Origin of the sequence: Desulfofustis glycolicus DSM 9705 (assembly GCF_900130015.1) — a bacterium.
GTDB classification, from domain to species: Bacteria; Desulfobacterota; Desulfobulbia; order Desulfobulbales; family Desulfocapsaceae; genus Desulfofustis; species Desulfofustis glycolicus.
Genome location: NZ_FQXS01000012.1, coordinates 97,980 through 114,848 on the forward strand (window position 1 = coordinate 97,980; position 16,869 = coordinate 114,848).

Here is a 16,869-nt window from a genome sequence, read left to right on the forward strand (position 1 = left end):
GCTGTTTCAGTCTGACGCACCCTGCTTTTTGACGCCTGATGAGCGACTCGAAACAACCAGCAGCACCGCCCGGAACCATGCATCTACCCAGGACGTTTTCCGCGATTCTCGTTTATAGCAGACCGGTACTGGTTTTCGGCGGCATGATCTGTGCCCTGTCGATCATGTGGCAGCAGAACCCGGTGGTCTATACCATCGGAGTCAGTCTGTTGCTGCTATCGATGACGTTCGATTTGGTGGACGGCTGGTTCGCCGCCCGCTTCCGTCCCGATGCGCCGTTGGCCCACCTGGCGGATCGCTTGCTGGACAAGCTGGTCTACTCCATCATTTTTCCGGTTATTGCGGTTGGGATGATGTGGCGCCTGCTGGTGATGATGCCGGATTACAGCAAAGGCCAATTGCTGCACGCGATGTTCGTGCTACTGCTCTGCGTGGTCGTCCTGATCCGCGATAATTTCGCCGCCTTCATGCGCGGTTTTGCCGTCCGCCAGGGGATCGAGCCGTCTCTCAGCGAATACAACCGGTTGCGCACCATGGTTGCCGCGCCGGTCAGCGCCCTGCTCTACGCCTACGCCTTCTACGTCCCGGAAGGACCTTCGTCCTGGTTATATACTCAATTTTCCTGGTTGGCCAATTTTCCCCTGCAGGGGCTCTTCTTTGTCGAGATCCTGTTTCTCGTTATCAATCTCGGCTCCATTGCCGGCTATTGCCGGAAATATGGAACGTTCTGCCTTGACGAACTGTGCCTGGGCGACCAGCTGTTGCGCCGTCGGATCCTTGCCGTCTTTCCCAACGCATTGACCGTGATGAATGCGCTGATGGGGTTGCTTGCCGTCTTTTTCGCCTACCAGGGGCGTATCCGTGAGGCGTACCTGATGATCATCGGAGCCGCCACTTTTGACAAGCTCGACGGCGCCCTTGCCCGGCGCCTGGGGCTTACCGAGCCGCTCCCGGAAGAGGTAGCGGAACGCAGAGTCAATCTGGGCGGGCTGATGGACGATTTCGCCGACGCGGTGAGTTTCTGCATCGTGCCCGGCTGGATTTTTTATATCTGTCTGCGCGATCTGGCGCCGGACAGCTTCACCACGCTGCCGGTCGGCCTGGTCGCGATTTTGTATAGCTTGCTGGGCCTTGGCCGGCTGGTCTATTTTACCCTCGACAAACAGCCGATTCCCGGATTTTTCAAAGGCCTGCCGACGCCTGCCGGGGCCATGCTCGTGCTGGCACCGCTGATCGTGTTCAGCCAGGCCGCCGGCGACAGCTCACCCTGGCTGTCGTTATGGGGGTATTTCTCGTTTGGCTTGATGATTTTTACGGCGCTGCTGATGAATTGCTATTTTATTCATTATCTGCATATGGGGCGCTACATGAGCCGCAATCCGTGGCTGACCCGCCTCGCTCTGGTCGCCCTGATGACCGTGGTAACACCCTGGTTCGGCCTGGTCTGCCTGGCCTTTATGGGTCTGTACGTCGTTTCGCCGCTGGTCACCTGGCGGATTGACCCGGCGGAGGCGGCCCGGGAGTCGCGCCAAACGGATTCCTGAGCGGCATACCGGAGCTCACCCCCTGATACAAACAACAACCGATTGGAGAGTATCGATGGATCAATGCCCCTGCGGGTCGGCTCAGACCTATAGCGACTGCTGTGAACCCATCATTACGGGCAGCCAGACCGCCCAAACCGCCGAAGCTTTAATGCGGGCGCGTTACAGCGCCTATGTCCAGGGACAGGTGCAATTCATTTACCAGAGTACTTATCCCGACAAGCGTAGTGGCTATTCGGAGCAGGAGATCGAAGCATGGTCCCGTAACAGCGAATGGCAGGGATTGACAATCATCGCCACGCACCAGGGTGGACCCGAAGACGAGACCGGCACCGTGGAATTTATCGCCGCCTATACCGAAAAGGACCGCCCGGTCCGGCACCACGAAATTGCCAGTTTCCGTCGTCATGAGGGGGGATGGTATTTCTACGACGGGCAGCCACCGCCGGCCCGGCCGGTGGTACGGGACCGGCCCAAGGTGGGCCGTAACGAGCCCTGTCCCTGCGGCAGCGGGCTGAAGTTCAAGAAGTGCTGCGGCCGCGGCTAGAGGCGTGCAGGTACCGCGCGAGATTACCCGGTACCTGTCGTTGCCGCAGGGATGTGTTTACATGTTGCGGCGGTATTGGCCGCCTACATCGTAGAGGGCACCGGTGATTTGGCCGAGACTGCAATACCTGACGGTGTGCATCAGTTCGGCGAACAGATTGCCGCCGCTCAGGGCCACCTGTTTGAGGCGATCGAGGGCTTGCGGCGTCTCCTCCCGGTGGCGCTGCTGAAATGCGGCCAACCGGCGCAGTTGTTCCTTTTTGTCGTCGTCGGAGGCGCGGGACAATTCGAGGGTGGCGTTGAGCTGGTCGAAGTCGGCGTCGGGATTGCGGAAGGTATTGACGCCGATGATCGGATACTCGCCGGCATGCTTGAGGCGCTCGTAGTACATCGATTCTTCCTGGATCCGGCTACGCTGGTAGCCGGTCTCCATGGCCCCGAGCACGCCGCCCCGTTCGGTGATCCGGTCGAATTCGGCAAGTACGGCCTCCTCGACCAGGTCGGTCAGGTCCTCAATGATGAAGCTGCCCTGGTTCATGTTTTCGTTCTTGGCCAAGCCCCACTCCCTATTGATAATCAATTGGATGGCCAGTGCCCGGCGCACCGACTCCTGACTCGGGGTGGTGATCGCTTCGTCGAAGGCGTTGGTGTGCAGGCTGTTGCAATTGTCGTAGATGGCGCAGAGTGCCTGCAGCGTGGTGCGGATGTCGTTGAACTGGATCTCCTGGCTGTGCAGGGAGCGTCCCGAGGTCTGGATATGGTATTTAAGCCGCTGTGAACCGGCGACCGCTCCATATTTTTCGCGCATGGCCACCGCCCAGATGCGCCGTGCCACCCGGCCGATGACCGTGTACTCAGGATCCATACCGTTGGAGAAGAAAAAGGAAAGGTTCGGGGCGATCTGATCGATGTGCATGCCCCGGGCCAGATAATACTCGACATAGGTGAAGCCGTTGGACAGGGTCAGGGCCAGCTGAGTGATCGGGTTGGCGCCGGCCTCGGCGATATGGTAGCCGGACACGGATACCGAGTAGAAATTTCTGACCTTGTTTTCGATAAAGAATTCCTGGATATCACCCATCATCTTCAACGCGAATTCGATCGAGAAGATGCAGGTATTCTGCCCCTGGTCCTCTTTCAAGATATCGGCCTGTACCGTGCCCCGAACATTTCCCAGGACATCGGCACGGATTCGCTCATTTTCAGACTCATTGGGTTCGCGCCCCTGAGCGCTGCGGAAGGCCTCGATCTGCTGGTCGATGGCGGTGTTCATGAACATCGCCAGGATGATCGGTGCCGGGCCGTTGATGGTCATCGACACCGACGTGGTCGGACTACACAGGTCGAATCCGTCATAGAGCAGTTTGACGTCGTCCAGGGTGCAGATACTGACCCCGGCCGTGCCGATCTTGCCGTAGATGTCGGGCCGTTCGGCCGGGTCCCAGCCGTAGAGTGTGACCGAATCAAAGGCGGTGGACAGTCGCTTGGCCTCGTAGTTTTCCGACAATAACTTGAAACGTCGGTTGGTCTGGGCCGGCCCGCCCTCGCCGGCGAACATCCGGGTCGGATCTTCGGCGACCCGCTTGAGTGGGAAGACCCCGCCGGTATAAGGAAAATAACCCGGCAGGTGCTCTGTGCGCAGCCAGCGGTAGATATCGCCCGGATCCTGAAAGCGGGGCAAGGAGATTTTCGGGATGCGCGAGTGGCACAGGGACGTGGTGAACAGCGGCACCCGCACTTTTTTGCCACGGACCGTATAGACCAGCTCGTCGCCGGCATAGTCGGCGCTGATCTGCTGCCAGGCGGCGAGCAGTTCTTCGGTTTGCTTGTCGACGTCGCCGGTGAGTTCATCTATTTTGCGCTGCAGCACGTTGAGCGCCGTTGCGGTGGCATCGTCGTCGCCGGCGACGAGCAGTTCAGCGCTGTGGCGTAGGTGGTGGAGGCGGCGGACCGCTTCGGCCTGCTCGCCGGTGCGGCGGTGGTAGGCGCGCACGCAATCGGCGATTTCCGCCAGGTAGCGAATCCGCTCAGGCGGGATGACGATAACTTTCGACGAGGATACTTTGCCGGCTGGTTTCGGCAGAGATACAGTAAAGCGGCGCCCGGTCTTGTCGGCCACCTGTTCAATGATCCCGTGATACAGAGCGGTGACCCCGTCATCGTTGAATTTGGACGCGATTGTTCCGTATACCGGGAACTCCTCGGGCTTGGTGGAAAAGGCCTTGCGATTACGCTGCACCTGCTTGCGGATGTCGCGAATCGCGTCGTCGCTGCCCTTTTTCTCGAATTTGTTGATGACGATGATATCGGCGTAATCGAGCATGTCGATTTTTTCCAGCTGCGACGGCGCCCCGTAATCGCTGGTCATCACGTAGATGGACAGGTCGGCCAGATCGATGATCCGCGAGTCACCCTGGCCGATGCCGGCGGTCTCGGCGATAACCAGGTCGAACCCGGCGGCCTTGACGGCCATGATCGCTTCCGGCAGGGCTTCGGAAACCTCATGGGCCGAGTCCCTGGTCGCCAGACTGCGCATGTAGACACGGTCCGAGTTGGCGATGGCGTTCATCCGGATGCGGTCGCCGAGCAGTGCCCCGCCGGTCTTGCGGCGCGACGGGTCGCAACAGATGATGCCGATGCGGATATCTTTCAGGTCGTGGAGGAAGCGGACGATAATCTCGTCGGTCAGCGATGACTTGCCGGCACCGCCGGTGCCGGTAATGCCGATGACCGGCGGGTTGTGCCGATCGGCGAGCGGTTTGATCTGTTTTTGGAGGCGGGCCAGGGCCTCGGGGTCTTCGGTCTTGGCCAGCTGCAGGGCGGTGATATAGGCGGCGAGCAGCCGTTTGTTGTCGTGGTGGAGATGTTCGGGCTGGAGCTGGTGAAAATCAAGTGTCGAGAAATCCATCAGCTCGACCATGTGATTGGCCATACCCTGCAGGCCCATGGTGGCGCCGTCCTCCGGCGAGTAGATCTTGGTGACGCCGTAGGTCTCGAGCTGTTTGATTTCGTCGGCGACGATGACGCCGCCGCCGCCGCCGAACACCTTGATATGCGCAGCGCCTTTTTCCCGGAGCAGATCGATCATGTAGGTAAACGATTCCATGTGCCCGCCCTGGTAGCTGGACATGGCGATACCCTGGGCGTCTTCGTCGATGGCCGTGTCGACTAGTTCCTGGACCGAGCGGTTGTGGGCCAGGTGGATGACTTCGACTCCGGAATCCTGGAGAATGCGGCGCATGATATTGGTCGATGCGTCATGACCGTCGAACAGTGAGGTGGCGGTGATGATCCGGACGTGGTGACGGGGCTTGTAAACGGTGATCGGTGCGTTCATGTCAGCTTCCTTTCTGGCGGCGGAGAGTGCAGCCCGCCACGAGGCGGGCTGATCCGGACTTAGCGTTTGGCAGCCGAGAGATTCAAAACGGTGAGATGGAACGGGCTGAAGGACCGATTTTCCCGAACCGGAGTGAAACGAGCAGAGGAGGGGAAAACGGTGATAGTCAGCCCTTGGTCTCGACCAGGAACCTCATGATGAAATCGGTCTGCTGCTCAATATACTGCTCGATGGTGAAGTTTTTGGCGAAATACCATCTTCTGAAGGCCCAGGTATGACCGAGCACGGAGATATTATGGCCCATCAGGTTGATGGTATCGTCGTCCAGTTCCGGAAGCATTCCTCTGTTTTTCAGCTCCCGCATGGCCTTGATAAAAATATCGGTGATCCGCAATTCCGCTTCCAGCACCTTGGCCTGCCACTTCGGTGGCAGGAAGTGGGTGGCCTGGTACATCAGCAGGATGTGATCGCTCATCCGATTGCAGACCAGAAAATATTCACGAATAACCTCGGCCAGAGCGGCCTTGCCGACAAGGGGCCGGCCGAGCGCCTCTTTGACGGCCTTTTCCACCTCGGCATGGATGGCGCTGCAGACCAGGTAGAGGACATCGTCCTTGGTCGAGATGTATTCGTACATGGAACCGATGGAAAGGCCGGTGGCTTGGGCCAGGGCCCTGGTTGTGGTCTTGTGATAGCCGCGTTCGATAAACAGCGGCACCGCCGCGTCGACGATCTGGCGGCGGCGTTCTTTGACCAGTTCTTTGTTCTTGATCTGGGTGGCGACTTCTTTGGTGTCTGTGGTGAGCATTGGTTGTGTCTCTTCAATAGGGGTGGTGTCGGATACTCTGTCGATTCGTTATGGTCCCGCTATCGATAACCCTAGCTAAATTGATGGCGGAACAAAAGGGAAATTGCAGCAGCACGCTTGTAGTGATCCCTTTTTCAGCCTCTCAATGCTCACAACACCGGCCGGTCATCAGTCCCTAATCAGCGAGGAGCCGATGACCAGTCGCTGGATCTCGCTCGTGCCCTCGTAGATCTCGGTAATCTTGGCATCGCGCATCATTCGCTCCACCGGGAAATCCCGGGTATAGCCATAACCGCCGAAGATCTGGACGGCCTGGGTGGTCACCTTCATCGCCGTTTCACTGGCCATCAGTTTGGCCATCGCCGAGGCCTGTGAATAGGACAGGCCGGCACTGGCCCGATAGGCGGCCTGGTAGACGAGCAGCCGCGCTGCCTCGGTCTGGGTGGCCATGTCGGCCAGCTGGAACTGGACGCCCTGGAAGGAGCCGATCGGATTGCCGAACTGGCTGCGCTCTCGGGCGTAGGCAATGCTCAGGTCGAGTGCTCCCTGGGCGATGCCGAGGGCCTGGGCGGCGATGCCGATACGGCCGCCGTCAAGGGTCTTCATCGCCACCCGGAATCCTTCTCCCTCGGCGCCGAGCAGGTTGTCCGCCGGCACCAGGCAGTCGGTGAAGACCAACTCCATGGTCGGTGACGAGCGAATGCCCATCTTCTTTTCCTTTTTGCCGAAGCTGAACCCCGGTGTTCCTTTCTCCACGACAAAGGCGCTGATGCCGTGGTGCTTTTTCGCATCCCTATCGGTCCGGGCCAGCACCACATAGGTGTCGGCATCGCCGGCGTTGGTGATAAAGATCTTGGTGCCGTTGAGCAGCCAGCCGCGGTCGGTTTTTACCGCGGTGGTCCGAGTACTGCCGGCGTCGGAGCCTGCAGCCGGTTCGGTCAGGCCGAAGGCGCCGAGTTTCTCGCCTCGGGCCAGCGGAGCGAGAAAGCGTTGTTTCTGTTCCTCGGTGCCGAACAGGAAAATCGGGTTGGCGCAGAGCGAGATGTGGGCCGACAGGGTAACGCCGGTGGACGCGCAGACCCGAGAGAGTTCCTCGACGGCAATGGCGTAGCTGATGTAATCGGCCGCGCCGCCATCGTACTGCTCGGGGAAAATGATGCCGGTCAGCCCGAGTTCGGCGAGTTTGTCGAACATCAACGACCGATCAAACCGCTCCTGTTCGTCACGTTCGCCGGCCGACGGGGCGATTTCCGCCGTGGCAAAATCCCGTACCGTATCGCGAATCAGCCGTTGCTCCTCACTCAATTCAAAAATCATGGTTCATGCTCCGGAGAAATCTGGCGGCAGGTGCCGGGCGCGAGGATGCAGTCGGCGCCCGGCACCTGCCGGTATTATCCTTTCTTGGAAGACAGTTCTGGGAAATCCCAATAATAGTGCTCCTGCGCCGGCGTCTGCCCGCTTTGCTGCTGCCGCTCGATCTCGCGCTCGCGCAATTCGACGCGCCTGATTTTGCCGCTCAGCGTCTTCGGGACCTCGGTGACGAACTCGATGATGCGCGGGATCTTGAATTTGGCGAGGATGTCAATGGTGTGCCGGAATATGTCCAGGGCCAGTTCCCGGGACGGCTGCTGTCCCTGCTTGAGGATCACGAAGGCCTTGACCAACTGGTGCCGCTTCTCGTCCGGGACACCGACCACGGCGGTCTCGGCAACGGCCGGATGTTCCATCAGGGCGCTTTCCACCTCGAACGGGCCTACCCGGAAATCCGATGATTTGATGACGTCGTCGCTGCGACCGACAAACCACCAATAGCCGTCCTGGTCGATGCTGGCCCGGTCACCGGTATAATAGTAGTTGTCGATAAAGACGCCGGCCATTTTTTCCGGGTTACCGATGTATTCGGTGAACAGGCCGATAGCCCGCCAGCGGTCGAGGCGGACGACGATATGACCCGGTTCGTCGGGGGTGGTGATTTCCTTGCCCTCGTCGTCGACCAGAGCGACGTCGTACATAAACGAGGGTCGGCCGAACGAGCCTTTGCGCATTTTGCCGCTCATCCAGGGGGCATTGCCGATCATTGCCGTCGATTCGGTCTGGCCGTAGAAGTCCCGGATTTCGGTGCCGGTCATTTTATGCCAGCGGGTGATGACTTCGGGATTCAGCGGTTCGCCGGCGCCGATGGACTGGCGCAGGTGTGAGAAGTCGAACCCGGAGGTGTCGAGGTTGATGAACGCTCGCCAGGCCGTCGGCGGAGCGCAGAAAACCGATATTTTGTGCTTGGTCAGGCATTCCATGTAGGCCATGCCGTCAAGGGCGGTAAAGGAGAACGCGGTGGCGGTGGCGCCGACATTGAGGGGCGCAAAAAACGAGCTCCAGGCCCATTTGGCCCAGCCGGGAGCACCGAGATTGTGGTGGATATCGTCGGTCCGGAGACCGGCCATCACCGAGGTGGACAGGTGACCGACCGGATAAGATACCGACGTATGTCCGACCCGCTTGGGTAGGCCGGTGGTGCCGGAGGTGAAAAAGCAAAAGAGCAGGTCATTGGATTTTGTTTTGGCGCTGATCGCTTCCGGTGACTCCTTGGCCAGTTCCTCGTAGCTGATCCATCCCGATTTGCTTCCCAGAACGATCTTGATTTTTGGTTTCGAGCCGGTCAGATCGAGCGCCTCGTCGATCATTTCGGTAAAGGTTTCTGCGGCGATAATGCAATCCGGTGGATAGGTGCGGAAGCGAAATTCCATTTCCCGCAGGGTCATGGTCGTTGCCGTCGGCACGTTGACGATGCCGCCCTTGATGCAGGCATAGGTGGAAAACCAGGTCTCCGGGGCGATGGGTATCATCATATAGAGGTTGTCGCCTTTATCGACCCCGGCGCTGCGCAGACGATTCAGGCAGCGATTGCCATTGGCACCAAATTCTTGATAGGTGAACTGCCTGATCTCTTTGCTGTGAATGTCCGTCCAGATCAGGGCTGTTTTGTCACCCCGTTCTTTGACGTGCAAGTCTTCGAAGATCTCCTGCGCCCAGTTGAAGTATTCGGGCATTTCCATCGCGTTGAGTTTTTCGAAAAAGGCCTTGGCAGCAGCCTCTTTTGGGTCGCTGTCCTCCATTTGGTTCAGGTCCATCACTTCCTGATACAGCGTCTTCATACCCATAATACCTCCGCAGCGAATAGGTTTTCTATGAGTTGTGCGGCCATAGACATGGACAGCCCCGCGACCGGTCACTACCGAGCGCTCGATCGGTTCTTATATGATAATAAACGGTGATGTTTGTCAAAGATTATTTTGATTCAAGAGCGCTTTCTCGGGAACAAATTTCAAGCGGTGGCGAGATAAAGCTCGATCAACGGCGGGACAGGTTTCTAACCTGTCCCCCGCTCACTTTCACGTTGTCGCTCTCACGCCGCCAGGGCAGCTCCGAGTCTCGTTGCTTATCAGTCGTTGTTTCGGATATCAGCGGGATAGAGCGAATACAAGGTTGAACCGGTCGGCGGCGGCCGGCGCAAATGACTGCCGAAGACGATGATCCGCTCGTCGGGATCGGCAAAGAAAAGGGGGATCGCCTCGGTGTCGCATTGTTCGGGCGCGTCTATGGCCTGCTGCTGAGGCAGCGGCTCGCCCCGGATCTCCGCTCCGCTGGTCAGCAGTTCATGGAGTTTTCGGTAAGAGACCGGCCTGCAGAATCGGTTGAAGAGCCGATGCGAGGGCGTCCACCGGGGAGCGGTGGCGTCGGTCTCGCTGTGGTCGCCGCTGATAATGAACAGGTTGTTCCGACCGAGCTCCTGGCGATAGCGGAGGGCAGCCGCATAATTGATGTCGTCGTCCGGCGATAGGGCCAGCATGGTGCCGATGCCGGCCAGATTGAGACGCTGATCGGCATAATCGGGGAATGGGTTGCCCTGGTAGGTTTCCAGGCCTTCCTGCTGAGCGATTTTGATCTGATTCCGGTCGGTATCGGCGAGCAGCACCCTGACGTTTTGTCGGGCCAGGGCGGTCCCGATTGTCCGGGCGACGGGGTTGGCGCCGATGATCAAAAAGCCGCGCGGTTCCTGCTTGGTAATGCCGAGCAAGCGGGCGAGCGGTGGTGCCGTGGCGCTTTGCAGCAGAACGGTGCCGATAATGATGGTAAAGGTCAGCGGGACAAGCAGGTGGGCATCGGCAAAACCGGCCGATTCGAGCTTGAGGGCGAACAGCGAGGAAATGGCCGCGGCGACGATACCGCGTGGGGCGACCCAGGCCAGGAAAAGGCGCTCCTGCAGCCGCAGGCGCGAGCCAAGTGAGCTGAGCAGGACATTGACCGGCCGGGCCAGGCATTGCACGATCAGAAAGACGATACCCCCGCCCCAGCCGAGCCCGATCAGGGCGGTCAGGTCGAGGCGGGCGGTGAGCAGCAGAAAGAGCAGCGAAATCAGCAGGACGCTGAGGTTCTCCTTGAAGCGCAGGATTTCATCGAGGGTTACGCCCGGCATATTGGCCAGCCAGACGCCGAATACGGTAACGGTGACCAGTCCCGATTCCGGTTGCAAGGTGTCGGCCAGCACGAAGGTGACGAAGATCATCGTCAGGGTGGCCACGTTCTGCAAAAAGTCGGGCAGGGCGCGGTTTCTGAGCACCAGGCCGAACAGATAGCCGGCGGTCACCCCGATCAAGGCGCCGACACCGACGATCTGGGCAAAGACCAGAACGGTTCGGCTCCAGGCCTGCTGGGTGCTGTCGGCGACGATGAATTCAAAGACGAGGACGGCAAGCGCCACGCCGATCGGGTCGATGACGATCCCTTCCCAACGCAAAACCCCGGCAACCGCCGGAGTGGGCCTGACCGCCCGCAGCAGGGGGGCGATTACCGTCGGTCCGGTGACGACCGTCAGCGCCCCGAAGAGAAAGGCAATCTCCCAACCGAGACCGGTAATGAAATGGGCCGCGACGGTGGTGATCAGCCAGGTGATTACCAGACCGAAGGTCAGCATATTGCGGACGACCCCTTGGATGCCCCGCAACTCATGGAACTTCAGGGTAATACTGCCTTCAAAGAGGATGATCGCAACGCTCAGCGAGACGAAGGGCAGCAGCAGGTCGCCAAGCAACCGGTCCGGATCGAGCGCGCCGAGTACCGGTCCGGCCAGTATGCCGGCCAGCAGCAGAAACAGGATCGCCGGCAGATTAACCCGCCAGGCCAGCCATTGGCAGCAGGCAGCCGTCAGGAACGCTCCGGCGATTACGATCAGGGCCTCATGTCCTGCCATTGTTCAGGCTCGACCGCTGCGGGGCTATTGGCCCGTCCGTAGTTTTTCCCAATACTGCTGGTAAATTGGCAGGGCCTCGCCGACATCGGTCTGAAATTCGCCGTTTTCGACGATCCGGGCGGCCGGGAAGATGACCGGACTGCTGCGGACTTCTTCGTCGAGCAACGCGATGGCGCCGAGTACCGGTGTGGCATAGCCGTTTTCCTCGACGCAGATTTTCGCGATTTCGGGCCGGAGCATGAAATCGATGAAGGCATGGGCGTTCTCGATGTTGCGCGCCCCCTTCGGAATCACGAAACTGTCGACCCAAAAGGCCGCGCCTTCCTGTGGGTAGATATAGACGATGGCCGGATTTTCCTGTTGGGCCATCCAGGCCTCCCCGTTCCAGATCATGCCGATGCTCACTTCGCCGGCCAGGTAGGGAAGTCGCGGCGAATCGCTGTTGAAGAGCAGGACATTGGGCATCAGCTCCCGGAGAAGTTGGTAGGCCTGCTCGATTTGTTCGGGATCCCGGCTGTTGCTCGAGTATCCCTTGATCTTCAGGGCCATGTGAAAGACTTCGCGCATGTCGTCCTGCAGCAGCAGGCGGCCCTTGAATTCGGGCTTCCAGAGATCCTGCCAGGAATCGATGGTTTCCGGCAGGATCTCGTTGCTGTTGACCCCGATGCCGGTCGATCCCCACATATAAGGGATGGAATAGACGTTGCCCGGATCGAAGGGCCGATCCATCAGGTTCGGGTCGAGATCGCCGAGATGCGGGAGCAGTTCATGATCGAGCGCCACCAGCATGTCTTCCCGGCCCATCTTGTTGACGTAATAGGTGGATGGTACCACCAGGTCGTAGCCGTCGTCGTCGACGAGCTTCAGCTTGGCGTACATGGTCTCGTTGCTGTCGTAGGTGGTATAAATGACTTCGATGCCGGTTTCCGCTGTGAACTGCCGGAGGACCGTGTCGGGGATATATTCGGTCCAGTTGTAGATATAGACTTTTTCTGCGGCTGACGCCGGAAAGGCGCAGAGCAGGGTGCAGAGGCAGATTGTTTGCAAAAATCGTTTAGGCGCCATGTTCTTTCTCCTTCAATAAAAGCTGACTGATAATCACCAGTACCAGGGACAAGGCGACCATCAGGGTCGACAACGCGTTGACCTCAGGCTTGACGCCCACCTTGACCATCGAAAAGATTTTCAGCGGCAGCACGTCGAAAGACGGGCCGGTGACGAACGAACTGACAATAACATCATCGAGAGACAGCGTAAAGGCCAGCAACCAGCTGGCGATCAAAGCGGGACTGAGCAATGGCAGCACGATCCGGCCGAGGACTTGGCTTTCCGAGGCGCCAAGGTCGCGGGCGGCATCGAGCAGAAACGGATTGAATCCCTGGAGCCGGGCGACGATGGTCATCGTCGTAAACGGCAGGCAGAAGGTGATGTGGGCCAGCAGCAGAGACCAGAACCCGAGTGAAACGCCGAGCATCACAAACAGGACCAGCAAGGCGATGGCTAGGATGATGTCCGGTGCCATCATCAGTGTCATCAAGGTGCCCTGCAGGATGCGCCGGCCGGCAAAGCGGTAGAGACGAAAGCCGATGGCGGCCAGTGCCCCGAGCAGCGTTGCCGCCGTCGCCGCCGAGAAGGCCACGGCCAATGAGTTTTTTGCCGCTTCCATCAGCCCGGCGTTGGCCAGCATGGCCGGAAACCATTGCAGGGTGAAGCCATCCCAGCTAAGGCCGTAGCGGTTGGCATTGAAGGAGTTGATGATCAACACGATGATCGGCAGGTAGAGATAGCCGAAGATAAGCGTGAAATAGATCAGTCGCACCGCATTCATGGCTGATGGCTCCGCAGGGCCAGGTTTCTCATGAACAGCCAATAGACACAGAGCATCAGCGCCATGATGATGATCAGTGCGACGCTGGTCGCTGAACCGAGTGGCCAGTTGCGGGCGTTGAGGAATTGTTGGTGGATCAGGTTGCCGACGAGTAACTGGCGCGCGCCGCCGAGCAGGGAGGCAACGTAGAACAGACCCATGGTCGGCACGAAGACCATGATGCAGCCGGCCAGTACGCCGGGCAGGGTCAGCGGCCAGACGATGCTGCGAAAGGTGGCAGGGAATCCGGCCCCGAGATCGCGGGCCGCTTCGACCAGGCGGAAATCGAATTTCTCCATGGTGGCATAGAGCGGCAGGATCATGAACGGCAGCATCAGGTAGAAAAGGCCGAGTACAACGGCGGTATCGGTATAGAGCAGCCTGATCGGGGTGTCGATGATGCCGAGGTGGAGGAGCAGCGTGTTGAGCAGCCCCTGAGTACCGAGGACCATCCGAATAGCATAGGTCCGGACCAATGAATTGGTCCAGAAGGGGATCATTAGCAAGATCAGCACCAGCATCCGCGTGCGGCGGTTGAGGCGGGCCGTCAGCCAGGCGAAGGGATAGCCGATGATCAGGCAGAAGACGGTGGTCAATACGGCCAGCCAGATCGAGCGCAACAGGACTCTGAGATAGCCGGGATCGACGAGTTGCCGATAAGCGTCCAGGGAGAAAGACAGCTCGAAAAAGGCCTCCGGGTCCTGGCCAAGGAAGCTGGCAAAGAGGAGCAGCAGGATCGGCAGTACCCCGAAAACAACAAGCCAGAAGCCGATCAGGGCGATTATCAGAGTCCTCGTCCTACTCTTCATCAGGCAACACGACCTCCCAGCCATGGACCCATGATACCGAAACTTTTTCACCGATACGGTAATCGAAATCGGGGTCGTCCTCGTCGAAGAACTCACAGGCCCGGACCACAGGACCGGCATCGAGTTGAATGGTCGTATCCAAGGTGGCGCCGCGGTAACTCCGTTCGATGATAGTGCCCGGTAGCTGGGGCATACCGTGCCGGGCGTCATCGGTCAACCGCAGGTCTTCCGGCCGGAGCAGAATCTGCACGCCGCTGCCGGGAGCGAGGTCGCGTCCGGAGCGGGCCGGCGTAGTGTGGCCGAACAGCGAGACGCTGAGGTATTTTCCGTCGAGTCGCTGCTCGACCGTGGCCGGCAACAGGTTGATGTCACCGATGAACCGGGCGACATAGAGGCTGTTCGGCTCTTCGTAGACTTCCCGGGGCGTGCCGGTCTGGGCAATACGACCGTCGCGCATGACGACGACCCGGTCGGACATGGACAGCGCTTCTTCCTGATCGTGGGTGACCAGGATAAAGGTGATGTTCAGCTCGCGTTGCAACCGCTTCAATTCGATCTGCATATCCCGTCGCAACCGGGCGTCCAGTGCCGACAGCGGCTCGTCGAGCAGCAGGACCCGCGGGCGGTTGATAATTGCCCGGGCGATCGCCACCCGCTGCTGCTGGCCGCCGGAGAGCTGGCCGGGAAAGCGGGAAGAGAAGCTGGACAGTTTGGTTTCGGCGAGGACCGCCTCGACCCGCTCCCGTAATGGAAGGCCTTTGATTTTTTTCAGGCGCAGGCCAAAGGCGACATTATCGAATACCGTCATGTGCGGAAACAGCGCGTAGCTCTGAAAGACCGTGTTGACCTGCCGCTTTTCCGGAGACAGGGGCAGAAGATCAATGCCGTCGAGCAGAATCGATCCGCGGTCGGGCGCTTCGAAACCGGCGATCAGCCGGAGCAGCGTTGTTTTCCCGCAACCGGATGGGCCGAGCAGGGTAATAAACTCGCCATGAGCTACATCAAGGGAGAAGTCGCTGAGGACATCGTGGCCGTCAAAGGCTTTGGCTACCTCGCGAATCGATAGAACGAGACTGCTCATGAATCCCTGGTGTGTTGGTTGAGGTCATAAGGTCTTGTCCATACCGGTTATGGACGATTCGGCGCTGGAGACGATTCGTACGCGTACCGCCGTTTCCCCCCCCATACAGCATATCTGGTGCGGTGGTGCAAGGATTATTTCTCACCCGTTGCAGAGCGGTGAAAATGATTGACAAAAAGGGAAGAGCTGGTAAACATCACGGTTAACGACCGAGCGCTTGGTCGGAGACGGAAAGGGACATTCCTGCAGCCAGGGACGACCTCTCGGCAGAGCCGCCGCTTGACCGGCGGCGACCGGCAGGCATGCTGCGGTGCGGGAAGCCGGAACACTACCATATCAGCAGATCGGGTGAGTCAATGAACACAGCGGTAATTGTCAGTGCCGTTCGCACGCCGTTGGGCAGTTTCGGTGGAACATTGTCCACCGTCGGGGCGACCGACCTTGGGGCACATGTTATCAGGGAAGCGATTGCGCGTGCCGGCATCGAGCAGCAGGTGGTGGACGAGTGCATCATGGGAATGGTTCTGCCCTGCGGCTATGGCCAGAACCCGGCGAAACAAGCGGCTATCAAGGCGGGGTTGCCCGAGGAAATGGAGGCGCTGACGATCAACAAGGTGTGCGGGTCGTCGCTCAAGTCGGTGATGCTCGCGGCCCAGGCCATCCAATGCGGTGACGCCGACGTGGTTGTTGCCGGTGGCATGGAGAACATGAGCATGGCCCCCTACTATCTGGAGAAAGCCCGCTGGGGACAGCGGATGGGGCATGGGACCCTGAAAGATCACATGATCAATGACGGTCTCTGGGATATGGTCAACGATTTTCACATGGGCATGTCCAACGAGTTCATCAGCGAGCGTTGGCACGTGAGCCGGGAAGATCAGGATCGTTTTGCCGAACAATCGTATGCCCGCGCCCTGCAGGCCCTTGGTGACGGCCGCTTCTCCGATGAAATCGCACCGGTACCGGTACCACAGCGCAAAACCAAGGAGCCGGTTTGGTTCTCCGTTGACGAGTGCCCGACCGAGACGAGCTTTGCCACCTTGAGCAAGATGCGGCCGGCCTTCACCAAGGACGGCGTCGGCACGGCCGGCAATGCCTCGATCATCAGCGACGGCGCCGCGGCGCTGGTAGTGATGAGCGAAGCCCGGGCAACGGAGTTGGGCTGTCAGGTCCTGGCCCGGATCGGCGCCCAGGCGTCACACGGGATTGAGCTGAAATATATCCTGATGGCGCCCATTCACGCCATTCCGAAGGTGTTGAAAAAAGAAGGCGTCGGTATCGAAAACGTCGACCTGTTTGAGATCAACGAGGCCTTCAGCGGTGCCTCGACCGCGATCAACCGGGTGCTGGCCCTTGATCCGCAGAAAGTCAACGTCAACGGCGGCAGTGTCGCCCTCGGCCATCCGATCGGGGCAAGCGGTGCGCGGGTTTTGACCACGTTGTTGCACGAAATGATTCGGCGCGACGTCAGGCGGGGTGTTGCCTCGCTGTGTCTCGGCGGAGGCGAGGCCGTCGCCCTGGTCGTCAACCGCTGATCCGGGAAGGTTGTTGTTCGGACAGCCGGGCCGCCAGCATGGGGGCCCGGCTGTCCGAACACGGTATCACGGTATTGTCAATCGTAGGTCCGGT

Annotated in this window: 12 protein-coding genes; 3 read left to right on the top strand and 9 right to left on the bottom strand. The window is 59.5% G+C overall.

The genetic code is table 11. The features are described from left to right. Positions 1 to 38: 38 nt before the first annotated feature. Both BUC26_RS11320 and BUC26_RS11325 read left to right on the top strand, forming a co-directional pair. On the top strand, positions 39 to 1,544 hold the full coding sequence (locus tag BUC26_RS11320) for a CDP-alcohol phosphatidyltransferase family protein (protein ID WP_208609773.1): 1,506 nt from the start codon (positions 39 to 41) through the stop codon (positions 1,542 to 1,544). Between the two features lie 55 nt (positions 1,545 to 1,599). Continuing rightward, positions 1,600 to 2,091, top strand: a complete 492-nt coding sequence (locus tag BUC26_RS11325) for a YchJ family protein (protein WP_073376066.1) — start codon at positions 1,600 to 1,602, stop codon at positions 2,089 to 2,091. Positions 2,092 to 2,148: 57 nt separating this feature from the next. Here the strand turns inward: BUC26_RS11325 and icmF are convergent, their stop codons facing one another. The 9 genes from icmF to potA all read right to left on the bottom strand — a co-directional run bounded on the left by icmF (position 2,149) and on the right by potA (position 15,240). Then, a complete protein-coding gene (gene icmF / locus BUC26_RS11330) occupies positions 2,149 to 5,427 on the bottom strand; it encodes a fused isobutyryl-CoA mutase/GTPase IcmF (RefSeq protein ID WP_073376068.1) in 3,279 nt (1,092 codons plus the stop codon). Between the two features lie 166 nt (positions 5,428 to 5,593). Continuing rightward, the gene (locus BUC26_RS11335) at positions 5,594 to 6,235 is read right to left on the bottom strand and encodes a TetR/AcrR family transcriptional regulator (RefSeq protein ID WP_073376070.1); all 642 of its coding nucleotides are present in this window, start codon (positions 6,233 to 6,235) and stop codon (positions 5,594 to 5,596) included. A 168-nt stretch (positions 6,236 to 6,403) separates the two neighbouring features. Continuing rightward, positions 6,404 to 7,552: an acyl-CoA dehydrogenase gene (locus BUC26_RS11340; protein ID WP_073376071.1), complete on the bottom strand. Its 1,149-nt coding sequence runs from the start codon at positions 7,550 to 7,552 to the stop codon at positions 6,404 to 6,406. 74 nt (positions 7,553 to 7,626) lie between these two features. Further along, positions 7,627 to 9,393: an acetate--CoA ligase gene (locus tag BUC26_RS11345; RefSeq protein WP_073376073.1), complete on the bottom strand. Its 1,767-nt coding sequence runs from the start codon at positions 9,391 to 9,393 to the stop codon at positions 7,627 to 7,629. 281 nt (positions 9,394 to 9,674) lie between these two features. Continuing rightward, on the bottom strand, positions 9,675 to 11,483 hold the full coding sequence (locus tag BUC26_RS11350; RefSeq protein ID WP_073376075.1) for a cation:proton antiporter: 1,809 nt from the start codon (positions 11,481 to 11,483) through the stop codon (positions 9,675 to 9,677). A gap of 24 nt (positions 11,484 to 11,507) precedes the next feature. After that, positions 11,508 to 12,548 (bottom strand): extracellular solute-binding protein, encoded by a 1,041-nt coding sequence (locus BUC26_RS11355; RefSeq protein WP_073376077.1) that lies wholly within the window; start codon positions 12,546 to 12,548, stop codon positions 11,508 to 11,510. Continuing rightward, positions 12,538 to 13,311 carry a spermidine/putrescine ABC transporter permease PotC gene (gene potC, locus BUC26_RS11360; RefSeq protein WP_073376079.1) on the bottom strand — a complete coding sequence of 258 codons (774 nt, stop codon included), beginning with the start codon at positions 13,309 to 13,311 and terminating at the stop codon, positions 12,538 to 12,540. The genes BUC26_RS11355 and potC overlap by 11 nt, the downstream gene beginning before the upstream one ends. Continuing rightward, positions 13,308 to 14,159, bottom strand: a complete 852-nt coding sequence (potB, locus tag BUC26_RS11365) for a spermidine/putrescine ABC transporter permease PotB (RefSeq protein ID WP_073376081.1) — start codon at positions 14,157 to 14,159, stop codon at positions 13,308 to 13,310. Before potB ends, potC begins: the two co-directional genes overlap by 4 nt. Further along, entirely contained in the window at positions 14,149 to 15,240 is a 1,092-nt protein-coding gene (gene potA / locus BUC26_RS11370) for a spermidine/putrescine ABC transporter ATP-binding protein PotA (protein ID WP_073376083.1), read from the bottom strand. Before potA ends, potB begins: the two co-directional genes overlap by 11 nt. A gap of 356 nt (positions 15,241 to 15,596) precedes the next feature. Between potA and BUC26_RS11375 the strand changes: the two genes are divergently transcribed. Further along, positions 15,597 to 16,775 carry an acetyl-CoA C-acetyltransferase gene (locus BUC26_RS11375; RefSeq protein ID WP_073376085.1) on the top strand — a complete coding sequence of 393 codons (1,179 nt, stop codon included), beginning with the start codon at positions 15,597 to 15,599 and terminating at the stop codon, positions 16,773 to 16,775. Positions 16,776 to 16,869: the final 94 nt, after the last annotated feature.

Excerpts from the sequence above, each read along its gene's own strand:
- BUC26_RS11375 (WP_073376085.1), top strand. The coding sequence starts at position 15,597 with ATGAACACAGCGGTAATTGTCAGTGCCGTTCGCACGCCGTTGGGCAGT.
- BUC26_RS11340 (WP_073376071.1), bottom strand. The coding sequence starts at position 7,552 with ATGATTTTTGAATTGAGTGAGGAGCAACGGCTGATTCGCGATACGGTA.
- potB (WP_073376081.1), bottom strand. The coding sequence starts at position 14,159 with ATGAAGAGTAGGACGAGGACTCTGATAATCGCCCTGATCGGCTTCTGG.
- BUC26_RS11345 (WP_073376073.1), bottom strand. The coding sequence starts at position 9,393 with ATGGGTATGAAGACGCTGTATCAGGAAGTGATGGACCTGAACCAAATG.
- BUC26_RS11335 (WP_073376070.1), bottom strand. The coding sequence starts at position 6,235 with ATGCTCACCACAGACACCAAAGAAGTCGCCACCCAGATCAAGAACAAA.
- BUC26_RS11320 (WP_208609773.1), top strand. The coding sequence starts at position 39 with ATGAGCGACTCGAAACAACCAGCAGCACCGCCCGGAACCATGCATCTA.
- BUC26_RS11350 (WP_073376075.1), bottom strand. The coding sequence starts at position 11,483 with ATGGCAGGACATGAGGCCCTGATCGTAATCGCCGGAGCGTTCCTGACG.
- potC (WP_073376079.1), bottom strand. The coding sequence starts at position 13,311 with ATGAATGCGGTGCGACTGATCTATTTCACGCTTATCTTCGGCTATCTC.
- BUC26_RS11325 (WP_073376066.1), top strand. The coding sequence starts at position 1,600 with ATGGATCAATGCCCCTGCGGGTCGGCTCAGACCTATAGCGACTGCTGT.
- icmF (WP_073376068.1), bottom strand. The coding sequence starts at position 5,427 with ATGAACGCACCGATCACCGTTTACAAGCCCCGTCACCACGTCCGGATC.
- potA (WP_073376083.1), bottom strand. The coding sequence starts at position 15,240 with ATGAGCAGTCTCGTTCTATCGATTCGCGAGGTAGCCAAAGCCTTTGAC.
- BUC26_RS11355 (WP_073376077.1), bottom strand. The coding sequence starts at position 12,548 with ATGGCGCCTAAACGATTTTTGCAAACAATCTGCCTCTGCACCCTGCTC.